Source organism: Sulfurovum sp. NBC37-1, from assembly GCF_000010345.1.
In the GTDB taxonomy this organism is placed as follows: domain Bacteria; phylum Campylobacterota; class Campylobacteria; order Campylobacterales; family Sulfurovaceae; genus Sulfurovum.
In genome coordinates, this window is the sequence record NC_009663.1 from 168,305 (window position 1) to 185,349 (window position 17,045).

A 17,045-nucleotide genomic window follows, 5' to 3' on the forward strand; every position below is an offset into this window, starting at 1 on the left:
GCATCCCTGCGGGGATGGGGATGTATACTTCAACCGCAGATCAAAAATCCACCTACTTCTCCAGAAACATGCCTCTAATCGTATCTTCATCGATGATCTCATCTTCATATTTGATGACGATGATCTTTTCAGTTTTGTTCACATAGAAATCATTGATACCTTCAACATTTTTGAGTTCCGGAAGTTTGCTCTCGTCGAAGATATCCGTGGGAAGAAAAAGATTTTTCCTCAAAGCGGGATTTCTCATACTGAGTATCCAGAGTATCCAGAAAACAGAGAGAACAATAACGGCAATGGCAACACCCTGTTCATGGTAGTGTCCGTAGAGCCATCCCCCTATCGCACCCCCGAGGAAGATACCGACATAGGAAAAGGTGTTTGCAACACCCAGAGCGGCACCCTTCTGGTGTACTTTGGCAAATTTGGCAACAAAGCTCTGCAAAAGCGGTTCAAACATATTGAACCCTATGAAGAAGAAGGTCGCTCCCGCAGCGAAGATCCAGAAGTTGCTGCTGAAGCCCATCATGGCGAACGAGGCGATAATGAAGAGCACGGAGGCTACAAATACTTCCTTTCCTTTGCCGTATTTTTCACCAAGGACGGCTGCAGGTCCCATGGCAATGATCCCGAAGATCACGGCAGGCAGATACACTTTCCAGTAATCCATGCGGGTCATATCGAATTTGCTTTTCATCAGGATAGGGATGATGAAAAAGGCAATGGCCATGGTAGAACTGTGGAAGAGGAAGGTAATGTACATTCTAACCAGATCTTTGTCCTTGAAGACCTCTTTGATCTTTGCCTCCTCTTCGGAATAGTGGTGCTCAATCTGGGGAGGTTCGGGTACGGCAGTAAAGAGAATGAGCAGTGCGGTCAGTGCCAGTGCACCGGTAAGCCAGAAGAGTGTGCTGACACTCCAGTAGCCCGCAACCACAGGTCCGATGATCATTGCTGCGGCAAAACTCATGGCAATGACCATTCCCATGATCGCCATCGCATGGGCACGTTCATCTTCACGGACCTGATCTGCGATCATAGCGGTCACAACACTTCCGATGGCGCCGGCACCCTGGAGGAAACGTCCTGCAAGCAGCATGTAAATGTTATCGGCCATCGCTGCGACGACAGACCCGGCAGCAAAGAGCAGCAGCCCGAACAGAAGCGTCTTCTTTCTTCCGAACTTGTCACTCATCACACCAAAAGGTACCTGAAGCACTGCCTGAGTCAGTGCATACCCACCCAGTGCAATACCGGCAAGGAAAGCTGTTCCACCCGGAAGCTCCTTGGCATAACTCGAAAGTACAGAAAGAACTATGAAAAGTCCGAAGAAGCGTAAAGCCACGATAAGGCTTAAAGGCAATACCTTTTTAATCATCTTAATATCTCCAATAAGGTAAAATTTGTCCTAATTATATTCCTATTAAGTAAAATGAAGGTTAATGATGAAAATCGTACTTGCAACAGGCAACAAGGGAAAACTGCGTGAGTTTCGCCAAATGTGTCAAGATGAGGTCCTGCCGTTCTCAGATCTTTTGGGGATGTTTGAGATTGTAGAGGATGGCGATACCTTTGCCGCTAATGCACTTATCAAAGCACGTACGATTTACAATAAGCTCAAAGAGAAACATCCTGAAGAAGCATATGTAGTCATTGCAGATGACAGCGGTATATCGGTACCGGCACTGGGCGGCATACCGGGCATCTATTCTGCCCGTTATGCCGGAGAAGGTGCAAGCGATAAAGAGAACCTCTATAAGCTCATTGATACACTTAAGGAGAAAGACTTCAAATCCACTCCTGCATACTATACGGCCGCCATCGCCATTGTATCGGATCTGGGCGAATATGTGGTGCATGGCTGGATGCATGGCAATGTGATAGATGAAGCCAGGGGTGACAAAGGATTTGGTTATGATCCTATGTTTATTCCGGCAGGCTTTGACAAAACGTTGGGTGAGATGGATGATGGTGTCAAGACGGCAATTTCCCACCGTGGGAAAGCGCTCTCGTTGGCGAAGCCGATCATACAAATGTTGAAAAATAAAGAAAAGAACGCAAGCGATTTGAAGTAATTGCAGGAACATATTGATGGCTCGTTGTTACTTTGATCACAGAAAAGGAAGTAAAAAATGACAAGAATTAAAATTCAGTATAGCGAGGCACTAAATGCAGAGTCGTAAAAAACAACAATTTATGAACGATCTTCAGGCGATATACCTGGAGTTGCAGGACAGGCAGGCGGAACTGAACGGTTTTTATGAGATCGCCAGAGGTGGTGAGAACCCAAGAGCTGAGGAAGTGGTAGATGCTTTCCTGAAACTGCTGGATATCCCGCGGAACGACGACAGCGTGATGGCAGCATTGACGCGTATCGTCAACCTGCGCGAAGATGCGCTGGAGCAGGTACTCGGCAAGCTTGGGCTGAACGATGACGAGATCCGTGTCAAGAAAGAACTGGCGTACGGATTTGTCAGTACCATGCATATTGCCCGGCATGAGTCGCTCATCGGATGGATAGAGAATCGGAAACTGCTGACACCTTTCTACCGTTCTCTGATCCTGGGAGCGCACTTTGTGGGTCTGCGTCTTTCCGAGTGGCAGAGTTACTGGACGCATCAGGTCATCTATACGGTCAACCTTGAACTCTCCGAGATGTTCAACGGGGACGATGCGAAGGTCTTTGAAATGCTGCAGAACAAGTCACTGCTGGACAGGGACGAAAACGGAGGGGTGGCGGACAGATGTTACTCGGTGCTTGAAAAAGAGGACAATAAGTTCAAAAGTGTTGCTTATGCCGAAGCATTCCCGGAACAGGTGAAACAGGTAGCAACTGCACTTGAACAGCTCATTATGCTGCTGGGCAAGCACGAAGACGAGGTCTATGGGCAGAAAAATGAGTGGATCGCATACTTCAGCGCCATCAAAGAGGCCTTTACACATACAAAAATTGATGAACTTGTCAGAATGTGGGCAGAGGTAGACAGACGCTGGATGACGATCACTACACCGATCCAAGTGGGACATCCGCTGGAGTATTATGAAGACCATTACCGAAAAGCCGTAGCGCTCGAGTGGGATCTGCGTATCGTCAATCCAAGACTTCAGGAAGGTTCACATACAAGGAATAATATCAAACTATTTGCTTACGAAATGGCAAAAAGCTTTGGGGAAGAGGCGTTGCACACGATGAGCAGGAACCTGCTTCAGGTCGATGAGACACAACTCTATATCGGCCAGCCGATGTTCTACTATGCGGCGGAGTTCAACGGACTTTTCTCCGCACAGGTGGTACCCAATGATGAAGAGGTCTCTTCCGAACTGGGTAAGAAGATCTTTGCCTATGCCGACTTCGTGATGGAGAGCAAAAAATCCAAACCGGTCATGAAGCTCTCCGTGGAGACGATGGGTGAAGCTTTTGTCAGAAAACAGCGGGCACTTGTTGAAAACGAACCCGAACTGTGGCAGGAGATCTACGATATCTCCACGATCGGACATGAGTACGGGCATATTCTGTGGATCGATTCCGATACCGAAACAAAGATGAACGGTACCGGACAGTTCAAGAACATCGAAGAGTTCAAAGCCACTACCGGCGGGCTCATGGCCTTCTTCCATAATGAGAGGGAAGCGCTGAAGCACCACATCGTCGATGACCTTGTATCACGTGCGGTCGGGCTGATGGCTTGGCGTGAAGTCGGTGAGGTGCTGCCCTACTACTGTGAAGGGCTGATCCACCTCGATATTCTTTTCTCGTCGGAAGTCATCACATATGACGGACAGGTACGGATAGACTATGATCAGTATGATACGATGGAAAAGGCCTACCAAAAGGCTTATAGAGCGCTGGCACAGACCTATCTTTCAAAGGAAGATGCCAACATCTACCTAAGCCGCTATGCCGTGAAGGAAGAGGGGGTATATCTACCGATCAAAAAGGAGATAAAAGCTTTCGTAGAGCACTATTATGCCCGCTATCAGGAGATCGGCCAGCAGACAGTTGCGCTGGATTATTAAGCTTTCTTGATCCTCTTCTCATCCTTTTGGATGAATTTTGAGAGTTTCCTGCAGAAATCGGAGTAGCAGACATAGTTTCTGCTGCCGATCTTGTCACTGTGCTTGAGCTGCAGTCTCAGGTAGTCTCCCCGTTCATGGTAGAAGAACATAACACCGCTGTAAAAAAATCCCCGTTTGTTCATGATCCTGACCACTTTATTGATCTGTGGGATCTTTTCAAGGGAAATATCCGCATAGATCATATCACAGTGTTTCGCTTTGAGCTGGTTGAGCAGTATGATGAATTTCTGATTGAAGTCCTTCCCATAATGGTCGACCCTGATCTTGGCGACATTGGTCGGTGGATCAAAGGTGTAGCTTAGAAAAATATGCTCAGGGATCTTTTCTTTCTTCTCTTTTGCCTTGTTAAAAGGTACATTCGCATTTCTATAGATCTGTTTTATCTGTTTTTTATAGATATTCGGCAGAAAGAGTTTTTTGCTTTCTCTATTGAAAAAATAATACCCGACAAGTACTGCTCCTCGCTTAGATTTTTTGGCCAGTTCATTGTTCACAATGGTGGTGTCTACAGGTACTTTTCCCAGCATGAGGGCTGCTTCTGAAAACCCATGGCTCAGGTTGGCCTTCTGGCTGTAGGTATGGAACATGATCGCCTCGCCGAATACGGCATCGAGTCCGATCTCTTCGGCTTTTTTCAGGACCAGTTTGAACATTTTGTTCATGATGCCTCTGCCCTGGAACTCCGGGTCCACCACGGCAACACCAATCTCCGCAATTGTTGAATCAGGCACCAGTACAAGGGCGAAATGTCCTATGATCCTCTCGCCTTTCTGGGCAACGATGGAGTAGAACTTTTTGCCGTGTGATTCAAAGACCTTTTGCGGATAATAAAACAGGTCCTTGATGTAGCTGTAGCCGTAATTTTTGAAGATAAGGCGGGCGATCCCCTCTTCGTCGCCCTCTTTGAACTCCCTTACCACTATGGAAGTGTCATCTTCATCTGATTGTTTTTCGTCCGCCGGGGCAGGAAGTTCTTTTTGTACATTTTCTTCTTCATGCAGAGGGTGGGAGGCATATTTGATGATTACGAATTTTTTCCCGTCTTTGCCGAGGTTCTTGTACTCGAAAAGATCCATCAGGTCATAGATGCGGTTGAATCCTTCGGAGGCACCCTCTTTAATCGGAACACTGATATGTTTTTTGAAAGACATGGGGAGTCCCCAGTCATGCACGTCGATACGCAGGCCGGTCTTGAACGGATGCAGGCCTATCTGAATGTATCCCGGAGTGTCTTTGTAGGCATGAAACACGGCATTTTCTATCAGTTCTCTCGTGCTGTCTATGAGCGCCTGTGTATCCTTTTTTGTAAGCGGCAGTGTATCGCAGGTATCCCTTATGAGGTCTTCCACGATCGTCATGAACTTCAGGTCGCTGGGAATTTTCAGGCTGATACTTTCATGCATCCTCACTCCTTGCGTGCAAGAAAGGCAAGGGTGGCAGCCCCCATGATCTTCATGCCTATCTGCAGGGCATCGTCATCGACATCAAAACGGCTGTTATGCTGCGAAACACAGGTCTCTTTCTCTTCATTGCAGGTGCCAAGCCTGAAAAAAGCACCCGGCACGATCTTGAGGTATTCGGAAAAATCCTCCCCTCCCATCACGGGATCGACCAGGTCGATACAGTTCTCTTCTCCTATGACCCCTTTGGCCTCATTCACGATGATATCGACCATTTCATCATAGTTGATCAGTTCAGGTTGCCCGAATTCATAATCGAAGTTGTAGGTAGCGCCCATCGACTCGGAGATCCCTTTGATGGAAGCTTCCATCATTTTGGGAATATTGTTCCGCACGCCTTCATTGATGGTCCTTACCGTTCCTTTCAGCAGCACATGATCGCAAATGATGTTGGAAGCCCGTCCTCCTTCGATCGTTCCCAGAGAGATGACGGCAGGGTGCAGCGGATCGATCATGCGCGAAACGATATGGTTGAGGGAGTTGACGATCATGGAGGTCACCAGGATGGCATCCACGCCCTCATGCGGCCTTGCGCCATGAGCTGACTTTCCAAAGACCTCAATAGTGAAGATGTCTGCAGAGGCCATCATAACACCGTATTTGTACCCGATCTGCCCTGTTTTGAGGTAGGGGTAGGCATGCAGCCCGAAGATGCCGTCCACACCTTCGAGCGCGCCGTCGGCTATCATCTCCACACTGCCGCCTTCCTTGCTCTCTTCGGAAGGCTGGAAAATGAAACGCACATTGCCCGGAAGCGCCTCTTTGTGTTCCGCCATCGCAATGGCCGTTCCCAATGCGATGGCGGTGTGGCTGTCATGCCCGCAGGCATGCATGATCCCCTTTTCCCTGGAACTGTAGGGTTTCCCCGTCTGCTCCTCTATGGGCAGTGCATCCATATCGGCACGTATGACGACGGTTTTGGCCTTTTCATCCACCTTCAGATCGGCGATCAGCCCGTAATGTTTTTCACTCTCCCGTACCGCATACCCGCTGGCTTCAAGTATGCCTTTGACCAGATATTTCGTATGCTCCTCATGCCCGGAAAGCTCAGGATGTTCATGCAGATCATGTCGTATCTCTATCACCCGGTCATTGATCTTGTCTATTGTTTCAAAAAGTCTGTTTTTTATCGTTTTCATTAATTCTGCTCCTTGCTGTAAAGGTTTCTTATTAATTATACACCTTTTTGACAGTAAAAGTAAATTGAATGCCGCCGGCTAATGAACATTGGATTGGTGCGATAGTAGGTTCCTTGTAAAATATACTAATTTGTTACCTTCAGACTACTTCATCACCACTGTACAGCTTTTTGGATCTTCTTTTTTTAGGTCGTGATGCTAAAGCATTCGACAAAGAAGAACGCTGAGCAGGGAAGAGAACGAAGAAAAATCCCGGGAAATCCCGGACTTCACTAAATCCTAACAAACTTTTCGATATAATCCTACCAATTACGCCGTCGTCATGATGGCGATTGCGAGGATACTTATGCTACTTTTTACCCCAGGACCTACACCCGTACCGGAATCCGTACGTTTGGCAATGGCCGAACCGACACTGCACCACAGAACACCGGAATTCGAAGCGATTTTCAAAGAGACACGCGAACTGCTTTTCGACCTTTTTGCTACCGATGAGGTCGTTATGCTTGCCAGTACCGGGACCGGTGCGATGGAGGCTGCCGTAACCAATCTTTGTCACGATACGCTGCTCAATATCAACTCAGGTAAATTCGGCGAGCGTTTTGGAAAGATCGCGCAGGCGCACGGACTGAAGAATGTCGAGATCAAGCACGAGTGGGATACTCCTGCTTCAGTCAATGAGGTACTTGAAGCGGTCACGGCCAATGCCTCTATCGATACCATCGCTATACAGGTCTCCGAATCGGCAGGCGGGCTTCGTCATCCGGTTGAAGAGATCGCAGCAGCGGTTAAAGAGGTCAATCCGAATATTATGGTGATCGCAGATGGTATTACGGCGGTGGGCGTCGAGCGTATCGACGTGAGTAACATTGACTGTCTGATCGCAGGAAGTCAGAAAGCGTTGATGCTGCCTCCTGGACTCGCCATTCTCGGTTTGAGCAAAGCAGCCATTGAGAAGATCGGTGGAGGAAAAGGATATTACTTCAACCTGGCTTCGGAGATCAAAAAACAGCAGCAAAATACCACGGCCTATACGGCAGCGACGACTCTGATCATCGGTCTGGGTGCAATACTGAAGCAGATTGAAGCCGATGGCGGTATCGGGAAACTTTACTGCGATACGGCACGACGTGCCAAAGCGACACGTTTCGCACTTGAAGCGCTGGGACTGCATTCCTATCCGAAAACACCGGCACGTTCGATGACGACCATCGACGATGAGAACGCTTCTGAGATCAGAAATCTGTTGAAAACGGACTTTGGCGTGAACGTCGCAGGCGGACAGGATCATCTCAAAGGGAAGATCTTCCGCATCAACCAGATGGGGCTCATTGAGCCTTATGAGATGGTATGGGTGGTCAATGCTGTTGAATTGGCGCTGGCCAAACTGGGACGCAGGGACTTTGACGGCACGGCAAGCCGTGTCTTCAACGAAGAGTTCTTCAAATCCACACTGAAAAAAGAAGAGAAATAATGATATTTGAACATGAGATCCCAAGCGGGAGCCGACTCTATTTTGGTGAAAGTGCCAGACTGAAGCGCGAGATTGAATTCGTCTCGGCAGAGATGCTGGACAACCTTGGCTTTGAAGAGATCGTTACACCGATATTCTCTTACCATCAGCATGAATGTTTCAATGACAAGAAGCCGTTGGTTAGACTCAATGACGAGTCCAACCATGAAGTGACGTTACGTGCGGATTCCACGGCGGATGTGGTGCGCATCGTGACCAAAAGGCTGGGAAGAAGTACAGAGTCCAAAAAGTGGTTCTATATACAGCCTACGGTCACTTTCCCGACCAGAGAACAGTACCAGGTCGGCGCGGAGATCATTGACGGAAGTTTTGAAGAAGTGGCAAGGTCCGCCACGATACTGCTTAAAGAGATCGATATCGAGCCTGTCATGCAGGTCGCCAATATCCGTATCCCGCACCTGCTCAATGAAAAGTACGGTGTTTCTCTTGACGTGCTCAAGTCGATGCATGTCGAGCAGATCATGAAAGCGGAACTGCCGTGGATAGAGCATCTTGTGCGAATCAATACCGTTGCAGACCTCGAAGATCTTGAAATGTTCCCTGCCGATATCAGGGAAGAACTTGAAAAGATCAAGGAAGCTACACAGCATGTGGCGTATGAAAAGATGGTGATCTCACCACTCTTTTATGCGAAGATGCGCTATTACGACTCTTTGACATTCAGAATGTTCGAAGGCAACAGTCTTCTGGCAATGGGCGGTATCTACAGTATAGACGGCGTGGAAGCGGCAGGGTTTGCACTCTATACGGATGAGTGCATTGTAAACAAAATGAATAGAGGGTAGGCAGTTTATGAGTAAAGCAGATTTGATAGTAGGACTCCAGTGGGGAGATGAAGGAAAAGGAAAGATCGTTGACCATATGGCACAGACGCATGACTATGTCTGCCGTTTTGCCGGTGGGCACAATGCGGGGCACACCATTGTTATCGGAGACAAAACATATGCGCTGCACCTGATCCCTTCGGGTGTATTAAACCCCAAAGCAAAGAATGTCGTAGGGAACGGTGTGGTCCTCTCTCCCAAGGACTTCATCAAAGAGATGGAGCAGTTCGACAACCTTGAAGGCAGACTGTTCCTCTCTGACAAAGCACATATCCTCCTGCCGTATCATGCAGATATCGATCAGGCAAGAGAACGCATGAAGGGTGACAAAGCCATCGGTACGACAGGAAAAGGGATTGGGCCTGCATATGGTGACAAAGTAGCGCGTGTGGGACACAGACTCGGAGAGCTGCTCCATCCGGAAAAGCTGGCTTCCAAGATCATAGCATTCTTTGAAATGAATAAGCCGGTTTTCGATGCTATGGGAGTTGAAATGCCAGAAACAGTGGCACTTCTTGAAGAACTTGAAGGGTACAGAAAGGTCCTGGCACCGTATATCTGCGATACGACACAGCTGATGTGGAAGATCATCGACGAAGACAAAAGGATCCTGCTCGAAGGTGCGCAGGGAACAATGCTCGATATCGATCACGGTACCTACCCTTATGTGACATCTTCAACTACGGTTTCTGCAGGTGCATGTTCAGGCCTGGGGCTGAACCCCAAAGATATCGGTAAGGTCACAGGGATCGCCAAAGCCTACTGTACGAGAGTGGGGAACGGCCCTTTCCCAAGTGAAGACATGGGTAAAGAGGGTGACAGACTTAGAGAGAACGGACATGAGTTCGGCACGACCACAGGCCGTCCAAGACGCTGCGGCTGGTTCGATGCCGTAGCGATGAGACATGCCGTACGTGTGAACGGTGTAGACCAGGTTGCCTTGATGAAACTGGATGTACTGGACGGTTTCGATGAGATAAAAGTCTGTGTAGCTTATGAATTCGAAGGCAAAGAGATCGACTATGTACCGTACGATCTTGAAGATGTCAAACCGATCTACAAAAGTTTCCCGGGATGGGAGAAGACGGAAGGTGCAAGAGAGTTTGATGCATTGCCTGAAACAGCAAAGTCATATATTTTGGCACTGGAAGAGATGATCGGTACGAAGATGGGCATCATCTCTACCAGTCCGGAACGTGAAGATACGATCATTAGATAACGCCATTTGAGCAAAGCCGCAAATGGCTACGTTAACACTGGGTTCTCTTCAGCAGAGAGCTCGCGCGACTAGTCGCTTTAAAAAAAATTGAATTGAGGAGTTCATAGAATGAGACTAAAACCACAACAGACAGGATATGTAGCGACCAAGATCGGGATCGATCTGGCCAATGCTCCTTTTATTACTTTACCCAAGGGTAGGGAGGCGGTAGTAGAAGCTGCCAAAAAGATCATCGATGAGAACCTTGCCAAAGAGCGTGCGCTTGATGAGAAGGTGAAACATATCCTCGACGAAAATTATGATGAGATCGAATTCCAGCATGCCGATGAGAGACAGCTCTTCTTCATGATCAAGAAAAAGATGGCTCCCGAGTTTGGAGTCATTATGAACTATGAAGACCGCTACAACGACCTTGCCCACCTCATTCTGGATGAACTCTACGAGAATTACCTGGCCGAATATACGGTTAATGAGAACCAGGTGAAGAATGTCATCTTTAAATCTTTCAAAGCCTTTGCGGACGCCTATGATGAAATAGACGATATTGTATACACGAAGATCAGAAATATGGAAAAAGAGGTGATCCCGGGGTCCCAGGACTATGAACTGCTCTATGAAAGACTCTATCAGGAAGAGTTGGCGAAGAGAGGAATGCTGTAGAGTGCGTAACACGCACTTTGAAAGGTTCCCCATCAAGCCGGGAACAACAAGTGAATATAGGGTGCGTAATCATGCACCAAGGAGAGTAAAATGCAAAAAGTAAGTCTATATTTTGAGAACGGTCTGTTTTTGGAGGCGAAAAGTTTCGGGGCAGAGGGAACGTCGGTCGGAGAGATCGTGTTCAATACCTCTCTGACAGGCTATCAGGAGATCGTGACCGATCCTTCCTATGCCGGACAGTTCGTAACCTTCACCATGCCCGAAATAGGCAATGTGGGTTGTAACGCACAGGATATGGAGAGCAAGGGTGCATACTGCAAAGGGATCATCGTACGTACCTACCAGTCCCGTCCGTCCAATTTTCGCTCTGAAGAAAGTCTTGATACATTGCTTAAAAGAGAGAATGTACTGGGTATCGCTGAAATAGACACACGTTTTTTGACAAAGATGCTTCGGGATGAAGGTGCGATGATGATGATTGCCTCTACCGTGATCCACGAAGAAGCAGAGTTGAAGAAAGTACTTGAGTCCTCACCGCGTATCGAAGAGGTGAACTACATAGAGCAGGTGAGTACGAAAGAGCCATATGTCCATACTAAAGCGCGTTACAATGCCCAGACATTCGAGTATGAAGCACCAAAGACAAGCAAGAAGATCATCGCTTTGGACTTCGGGGTCAAACGCAATATCCTCAATGAGCTCATCCATGCAGGCATGGAAGTGACAGTGGTTCCCAACTCTATGACTGCTGAAGAGATCATAGGCAAATATGAGAGCAAAGAGATCGACGGTGTTTTCCTCTCCAACGGGCCGGGAGACCCGCTCATCCTCGAAGAGGAGCAGGAGAAGATCAAAAAACTGATCGCCAGAAAAATACCTCTTTTCGGTATCTGTCTGGGACATCAGCTTCTTTCCATTTCTCATGGCTACGACACCTACAAGCTGAAGTTCGGACATCATGGCGGAAATCATCCTGTCAAAAACGAGAGGACAGGTGCAGTTGAGATCACGGCACAGAACCACAACTACAATGTGCCTGATAACATTACAGAAGTGGCAGAGGTCACCCACGTGAATCTTTTTGACAATACGATCGAAGGGCTCAGATACAATGATTCACCGACCATGTCCGTGCAGCATCACCCCGAAGCAAGCCCCGGACCGCACGAATCAGCGTACATTTTCGGCGAATTCGCCAAAATGCTTTAAAAGCGTTCAGCGTTCAGCGTTGAGCGTTCAGTGAAATGAACGAAGGAATATTATGAACATAGCAATCCTATTCGGTGGCTCGAGCTTCGAACACGAGATCAGTATCGTTTCGGCCATCACGATGAAGAAAGTACTCAAAAAGAGTACCCTTACCTACATTTTTGTCTCTGCAGACAGAAAATTCTACCTTATCGATACGGAGAAGATCAATTCCAAACTTTTCTCTTCGGGTGAATATAAAAAAGGCAAGCAGCTTGTCCTGAAAAACGATGGATTTTTTACCAAAGGTATGTTCGGGAGCAAGCAGGTGGCTTTCGATGTTTTGCTGAACCTGATCCACGGAAGGGACGGCGAGGACGGGAAGGTCGCATCGATGATGGAATTTTTCAATATCCCGTACATCTCACCACGCCTTGAAGCTTCCGCAATGAGCTACAACAAACTCTATACCAAATTCCTGGCTGAAAGCCTTGGGGTCAAAACCGTTCCTTATGAACATTTGTCCAAGAACGGAGATCGTAAAATATCCATGGAATATCCGGTCATCATCAAGCCGGTACGACTTGGCAGCAGTATCGGTGTGAGTATTGTCAAAAGTGAAGCGGAACTTGACTATGCGCTGGATGTGGCGTTCGAATTCGACAATGACGTGATCGTGGAACCCTTCATTGATGGTGTCAAAGAGTTCAATCAGGCCGGATGTCATACCGGCGATTGGGAACTTTCCATCGTAGAAGAGCCGCAAAAGGAGGAATTCCTTGATTTCGAGAAGAAATATATGGATTTTTCCCGCGATTCGCAGGTACTTTCTGCCGATATCTCAGAAGAATTGAAGAACAATATCCAGGTAACATTCAAAAAGATCTACGATCCTCTATTCATGGGAAGCATCATCAGATGTGACTTTTTTGTTGTAAATGATGAGATACTTTTGAATGAGATAAACCCTATCCCAGGCTCGATGGCGAACTATCTTTTCCCGGATTTTGAAGGTATGGTCTGGCGCCTTTCAAAAGCTTTGCCGAAAGAAAAAAATATAAGTATAGATTATACTTATATCCATTCGATTCAGAGTGCAAAAGGAAAGGCTTAAATCGCCAAAAAATGGTATTAAATAGGACTTAAAAACTCCTATTTAAAACCCTTCTTCTCCCCTAAAATGTGGCAGTTGCTACGATTTTCTACATTTTGTTAAACATAAGTTAACAATTCTTCCTTTACAACCCCAAAATTAAGCATTTTATGTGAAAAAAAAACCTATAATTAATGCGAATGTTGGCATTTTACTGCAACATAAATTTTTACAAGGGGGTATGCATGCAATCAAACGCAGCATTGGAATACGATTATTCCGTAGCGAAATTGTTTACTTATACAACGATTTTGTTTGGATTTCTTGGTATGTTGATCGGTACGCTCATCGCGTCTCAACTGGCATTTCCGGAACTTAACTACTTACTGGGTGAATACGGTACGTTCTCAAGATTGAGACCGCTTCACACAAACATAGTGATTTACGGATTTACACTGAGTGGTGTATGGGCCACTTTCTATTACTCGGCACAGAGAGTGTTGAAGGTATCTATGGCGGAGTCCAAATTTCTCATGTTCATTGGTAAATTTCACTTCTGGCTCTATTTCGTAGGAGCACTCATAGCCGTGATCACTCTTCTTATGGGAATTACACAGGCAAAAGAGTATGCACAGTTCGAGTGGCCGATAGATATCGTCATCGTCCTCATCTGGGTACTTTGGGGTGTAGCAATGTTTGGTCTTATCGGTATTAGAAGGGAAAAAGCGCTTTATATCTCTATGTGGTACTACATCGCATGTTTCCTTGGTATTGCTATGCTTTACCTTTTCAACAACATGTCTGTCCCTACATACTTTGTAGCAGGTGGTCTGGGTAACGTTCTTCACTCTGTCTCTATGTACTCCGGTACAAATGATGCTTTGGTTCAGTGGTGGTTCGGTCATAATGCGGTTGCATTCGGCTTTACTGTGCCTATCGTTGCGATGATCTACTACTTCCTTCCAAAAGAGTCTGGTCAGGCAGTTTATTCTTATAAACTTTCTCTCCTCTCTTTCTGGGGTCTTATGTTCGTTTACCTTTGGGCCGGTTCACACCACCTTCTATGGTCAACAGTTCCAGACTGGATGCAGACAATGGGATCAGTATTCTCAGTAGTACTTATTCTCCCATCTTGGGGTTCAGCGATCAACATGCTCCTTACCATGAAGGGTGAGTGGAACCAGTTGACTGAAAACCCACTGATCAAGTTCATGGTATTGGCATCAACATTCTATATGTTGTCAACACTTGAAGGACCTATCCAGGCGATCAAATCAGTTAACGCGATTGCTCACTTTACAGACTGGATTCCTGGACACGTTCACGATGGTGTACTTGGTTGGGTTGTCTTCATGATCATGGCGGCACTGTTCCATATGGCGCCAAGAATGTTCAAGAGAGAGATCTACTCCAAGAAACTGTTGGAAGCGCAATTCTGGCTTCAGACAACAGCAGTTGTTCTTTACTTTACATCCATGTGGATCGCAGGTATCACACAGGGTATGATGTGGAGAGCGGTTGATGAGTATGGTAACCTGATGTATTCATTCATCGATACGGTAACTGTACTTCACCCATACTATGCGATCAGGGCTCTTTCAGGTGTTATGTATCTGACAGGATTCTTGATGTTCGCTTACAATATGATTAAAACTATGACTTCTTCTAGAGAGCTTTCTGAAGAACCACAGTTCAGATCACCTATGGCATAAGGAGGTAGGTTATGTTTCATTGGTTAGAAAAAAATCCGTTCTTCTTCGCAGTAGGAGTATTTTTGGTTATCGCATTCGCAGGTATTATCGAGATCCTGCCAAACTTTGCAGAGGCATCAAGACCGGTAGCGGGACTCCGTCCTTTTACGGTCCTTGAGCTTGCAGGGAAAAACGTATATATGAAAGATCAGTGTATTGCATGTCATTCACAATTGATCCGTCCGTTCAAAGCGGAAACAGACAGATATGGTCAGTATTCACTCTCGGGGGAATATGCGTATGACAGACCGTTCCTTTGGGGTTCAAAAAGAACCGGTCCGGACCTTCACCGTGTAGGTAACTACAGAACGACTGACTGGCATGAGAACCACATGTGGGAGCCGTCATCGGTCGTTCCCGGTTCCATTATGCCTGCCTATAAGCATCAGTTCACTAACATAGCTGATCTCGAAACGGCGTATGCTGAAGCAGTTACCGTTAAAAATGTATTCAAAACACCATACGGTGACGATATCCAAGCTGGTAAAGCAGCCTGGGAAGCGTATAAGCCAAAAGTTTTGGCAGAAGCACAAAAGATCGCTGCCAATATGAAGAACAAAGATGTTAAAGATGCAGTAGCTGCAGGAAAAGTACCTGAAGTCGTTGCGCTGATAGCATATCTTAACAGCTTGGGAACAAGCCGTTATGAGGCGAAAAAGTAAACTGAATGGACATTAGAGAACTTCAAGGCTATGCCAGTTTCTTTATGACCATTTTTCTGGTCGTGGCATTGTATGGGTATATTGTTTACCTCTATAGAAGTGAAAAGAAGGGTGAGAAGGATTACGAGAAATTAGGGAATATCGCTCTCGATGACGAGATCGATAGTACCCCGGTCAATTCAAGTGATCCTTCTCCTGACGAAAAAAAGGAGCGAAATAAATGAATGGGTTAGTGATAAAAGCATTGGCTTTTGCAGCGATACTGATTGTAGCTACATTGGTTGTTGTAAAGCAGATGAATATCGATTTGAGTGATCCGATCAATGCGATCACCATGATAGGGGCGGTTGCAATTGCAACACTATCTTTCGGGGTAGCTGCAAAGTATATTGCACAAATGAAAACAGATACGGCAAGCGGTGAGCTTGCTGAAGAGAACTGGGACGGTATCGGTGAGTATAAAAACGAACTTCCTTCCGGTTGGGCATACTCATTTCTTGGTACATTGATCTGGGCACTGTGGTATTGGACAATGGGTTACCCTGTCAATGCTTTCAGCCAGATCGGTATGTGGAATGCAGAGGTAAAGGCCTATAACAAGAAATTTGAAGAAGTGCATAAAAATGCAGATGCAGCGACACTTCAGCAAATGGGTGAGTCCATCTTCCTTGTTCAGTGTGCGCCGTGTCACGGAACGACTGGTGACGGACTTTCAGGTAAAGCACAGGATTTTGGAAGCAGAATGAGCAAAAAACAGGTTCTTGCCGTGATCAAGAACGGTTCAAACCAGCTTGGTTACCAGATGGGTGCAATGCCTCCTATGATGGCTCAGGGGAAAGATGCTGAAGATATCGCAGCATGGATTGCCGGTGGTATGAAAGGGAAACAGCCTGCAGCATTTGCAGCGTGTGCATCCTGTCACGGACCGGACGGTAAAGGTATGGGCGGTATGGCGGCAAATATTGCTGAATACGATGATACACTTATCGAGCATGTTGTGAAGAATGGTAAAAAAGGTGCAATTGGTAAAATGCCTGCATTCCATGACAGAATGACGCCTGTACAGCTCAAAGCACTTGCTACATACATCAGATCGATCAAAGGAGAATAAGATGACAGAAAATACAAATAGATCGGTATTCGGCCTTAATGGTGTAACAGGTATGTTGATAGCCACAGTGCTACTTTTGAGTATCCTTGTGTTCCTTACAGTATGGGGACTTGGCGTACAGCAGCACTCTGCGACTAATCCTTATGATCCTACACCGATCACAAGTAATTTGGACAACGTTAAAGAGATCAGTAAAGACAACGCACAGTTCGCATTCAAAGATGCTAAGTAATTCATAAAGGATAAAAAATGATTACAATTATGGATAAAGTTCTGGGTTGGGGGATGGTCATTACAGCCATTTATACAGCTTGGGCGGTACTTACACCA

At 46.5% G+C, this 17,045-nt stretch carries 16 protein-coding genes; 13 read left to right on the forward strand and 3 right to left on the reverse strand.

The window, feature by feature from the left end:
- Nucleotides 1-52 precede the first annotated feature (52 nt).
- The gene (locus tag SUN_RS00890) at nt 53-1,375 is read right to left on the reverse strand and encodes an MFS transporter (protein ID WP_011979860.1); all 1,323 of its coding nucleotides are present in this window, start codon (nt 1,373-1,375) and stop codon (nt 53-55) included.
- Nucleotides 1,376-1,442: 67 nt separating this feature from the next.
- Between SUN_RS00890 and rdgB the strand changes: the two genes are divergently transcribed.
- Together rdgB and ciaB are read left to right on the forward strand one after the other, a co-directional pair.
- Nucleotides 1,443-2,072: an RdgB/HAM1 family non-canonical purine NTP pyrophosphatase gene (gene rdgB / locus SUN_RS00895; RefSeq protein ID WP_011979861.1), complete on the forward strand. Its 630-nt coding sequence runs from the start codon at nt 1,443-1,445 to the stop codon at nt 2,070-2,072.
- 94 nt (nt 2,073-2,166) lie between these two features.
- Nucleotides 2,167-4,014 carry an invasion protein CiaB gene (gene ciaB / locus SUN_RS00900; protein ID WP_041672641.1) on the forward strand — a complete coding sequence of 616 codons (1,848 nt, stop codon included), beginning with the start codon at nt 2,167-2,169 and terminating at the stop codon, nt 4,012-4,014.
- Here the strand turns inward: ciaB and SUN_RS00905 are convergent.
- Both SUN_RS00905 and SUN_RS00910 read right to left on the reverse strand, forming a co-directional pair.
- Nucleotides 4,011-5,477 carry a GNAT family N-acetyltransferase gene (locus tag SUN_RS00905; protein ID WP_011979863.1) on the reverse strand — a complete coding sequence of 489 codons (1,467 nt, stop codon included), beginning with the start codon at nt 5,475-5,477 and terminating at the stop codon, nt 4,011-4,013. The two genes, ciaB and SUN_RS00905, sit on opposite strands and share 4 nt — an antisense overlap.
- Nucleotides 5,478-5,479: 2 nt before the next feature.
- The gene (locus SUN_RS00910) at nt 5,480-6,673 is read right to left on the reverse strand and encodes an amidohydrolase (protein WP_011979864.1); all 1,194 of its coding nucleotides are present in this window, start codon (nt 6,671-6,673) and stop codon (nt 5,480-5,482) included.
- 346 nt (nt 6,674-7,019) lie between these two features.
- Here SUN_RS00910 and SUN_RS00915 point away from each other — a divergent pair, with 346 nt between their 5' ends.
- The 11 genes from SUN_RS00915 to SUN_RS00965 all read left to right on the forward strand — a co-directional run bounded on the left by SUN_RS00915 (nt 7,020) and on the right by SUN_RS00965 (nt 16,947).
- Nucleotides 7,020-8,147, forward strand: a complete 1,128-nt coding sequence (locus tag SUN_RS00915) for a pyridoxal-phosphate-dependent aminotransferase family protein (protein ID WP_011979865.1) — start codon at nt 7,020-7,022, stop codon at nt 8,145-8,147.
- Entirely contained in the window at nt 8,147-8,992 is an 846-nt protein-coding gene (locus SUN_RS00920; RefSeq protein WP_011979866.1) for an ATP phosphoribosyltransferase regulatory subunit, read from the forward strand. The genes SUN_RS00915 and SUN_RS00920 overlap by 1 nt, the downstream gene beginning before the upstream one ends.
- A gap of 7 nt (nt 8,993-8,999) precedes the next feature.
- Nucleotides 9,000-10,250 carry an adenylosuccinate synthase gene (locus SUN_RS00925; protein ID WP_011979867.1) on the forward strand — a complete coding sequence of 417 codons (1,251 nt, stop codon included), beginning with the start codon at nt 9,000-9,002 and terminating at the stop codon, nt 10,248-10,250.
- A 108-nt stretch (nt 10,251-10,358) separates the two neighbouring features.
- Entirely contained in the window at nt 10,359-10,910 is a 552-nt protein-coding gene (locus tag SUN_RS00930; RefSeq protein WP_011979868.1) for a DUF507 family protein, read from the forward strand.
- A gap of 90 nt (nt 10,911-11,000) precedes the next feature.
- The gene (carA, locus tag SUN_RS00935; protein WP_011979869.1) at nt 11,001-12,119 is read left to right on the forward strand and encodes a glutamine-hydrolyzing carbamoyl-phosphate synthase small subunit; all 1,119 of its coding nucleotides are present in this window, start codon (nt 11,001-11,003) and stop codon (nt 12,117-12,119) included.
- 52 nt (nt 12,120-12,171) lie between these two features.
- Nucleotides 12,172-13,212: a D-alanine--D-alanine ligase gene (locus SUN_RS00940; protein ID WP_011979870.1), complete on the forward strand. Its 1,041-nt coding sequence runs from the start codon at nt 12,172-12,174 to the stop codon at nt 13,210-13,212.
- 224 nt (nt 13,213-13,436) lie between these two features.
- Nucleotides 13,437-14,903, forward strand: coding sequence for a cytochrome-c oxidase, cbb3-type subunit I (ccoN, locus tag SUN_RS00945; RefSeq protein WP_011979871.1), 1,467 nt, complete (start codon nt 13,437-13,439; stop codon nt 14,901-14,903).
- An 11-nt stretch (nt 14,904-14,914) separates the two neighbouring features.
- Nucleotides 14,915-15,604 (forward strand): cytochrome-c oxidase, cbb3-type subunit II, encoded by a 690-nt coding sequence (gene ccoO, locus SUN_RS00950; RefSeq protein WP_011979872.1) that lies wholly within the window; start codon nt 14,915-14,917, stop codon nt 15,602-15,604.
- A 5-nt stretch (nt 15,605-15,609) separates the two neighbouring features.
- Entirely contained in the window at nt 15,610-15,828 is a 219-nt protein-coding gene (locus SUN_RS00955) for a cytochrome c oxidase, cbb3-type, CcoQ subunit (RefSeq protein WP_011979873.1), read from the forward strand.
- Nucleotides 15,825-16,715: a c-type cytochrome gene (locus tag SUN_RS00960; RefSeq protein WP_011979874.1), complete on the forward strand. Its 891-nt coding sequence runs from the start codon at nt 15,825-15,827 to the stop codon at nt 16,713-16,715. The genes SUN_RS00955 and SUN_RS00960 overlap by 4 nt, the downstream gene beginning before the upstream one ends.
- Before the next feature lies 1 nt (nt 16,716).
- The gene (locus SUN_RS00965) at nt 16,717-16,947 is read left to right on the forward strand and encodes a DUF4006 family protein (RefSeq protein ID WP_011979875.1); all 231 of its coding nucleotides are present in this window, start codon (nt 16,717-16,719) and stop codon (nt 16,945-16,947) included.
- Nucleotides 16,948-17,045 lie beyond the last annotated feature (98 nt).

Coding starts and splice junctions, on each gene's coding strand:
- SUN_RS00890 (WP_011979860.1), bottom strand. CDS start 1,375: ATGATTAAAAAGGTATTGCCTTTAAGCCTTATCGTGGCTTTACGCTTC.
- rdgB (WP_011979861.1), top strand. CDS start 1,443: ATGAAAATCGTACTTGCAACAGGCAACAAGGGAAAACTGCGTGAGTTT.
- ciaB (WP_041672641.1), top strand. CDS start 2,167: ATGCAGAGTCGTAAAAAACAACAATTTATGAACGATCTTCAGGCGATA.
- SUN_RS00905 (WP_011979863.1), bottom strand. CDS start 5,477: ATGCATGAAAGTATCAGCCTGAAAATTCCCAGCGACCTGAAGTTCATG.
- SUN_RS00910 (WP_011979864.1), bottom strand. CDS start 6,673: ATGAAAACGATAAAAAACAGACTTTTTGAAACAATAGACAAGATCAAT.
- SUN_RS00915 (WP_011979865.1), top strand. CDS start 7,020: ATGCTACTTTTTACCCCAGGACCTACACCCGTACCGGAATCCGTACGT.
- SUN_RS00920 (WP_011979866.1), top strand. CDS start 8,147: ATGATATTTGAACATGAGATCCCAAGCGGGAGCCGACTCTATTTTGGT.
- SUN_RS00925 (WP_011979867.1), top strand. CDS start 9,000: ATGAGTAAAGCAGATTTGATAGTAGGACTCCAGTGGGGAGATGAAGGA.
- SUN_RS00930 (WP_011979868.1), top strand. CDS start 10,359: ATGAGACTAAAACCACAACAGACAGGATATGTAGCGACCAAGATCGGG.
- carA (WP_011979869.1), top strand. CDS start 11,001: ATGCAAAAAGTAAGTCTATATTTTGAGAACGGTCTGTTTTTGGAGGCG.
- SUN_RS00940 (WP_011979870.1), top strand. CDS start 12,172: ATGAACATAGCAATCCTATTCGGTGGCTCGAGCTTCGAACACGAGATC.
- ccoN (WP_011979871.1), top strand. CDS start 13,437: ATGCAATCAAACGCAGCATTGGAATACGATTATTCCGTAGCGAAATTG.
- ccoO (WP_011979872.1), top strand. CDS start 14,915: ATGTTTCATTGGTTAGAAAAAAATCCGTTCTTCTTCGCAGTAGGAGTA.
- SUN_RS00955 (WP_011979873.1), top strand. CDS start 15,610: ATGGACATTAGAGAACTTCAAGGCTATGCCAGTTTCTTTATGACCATT.
- SUN_RS00960 (WP_011979874.1), top strand. CDS start 15,825: ATGAATGGGTTAGTGATAAAAGCATTGGCTTTTGCAGCGATACTGATT.
- SUN_RS00965 (WP_011979875.1), top strand. CDS start 16,717: ATGACAGAAAATACAAATAGATCGGTATTCGGCCTTAATGGTGTAACA.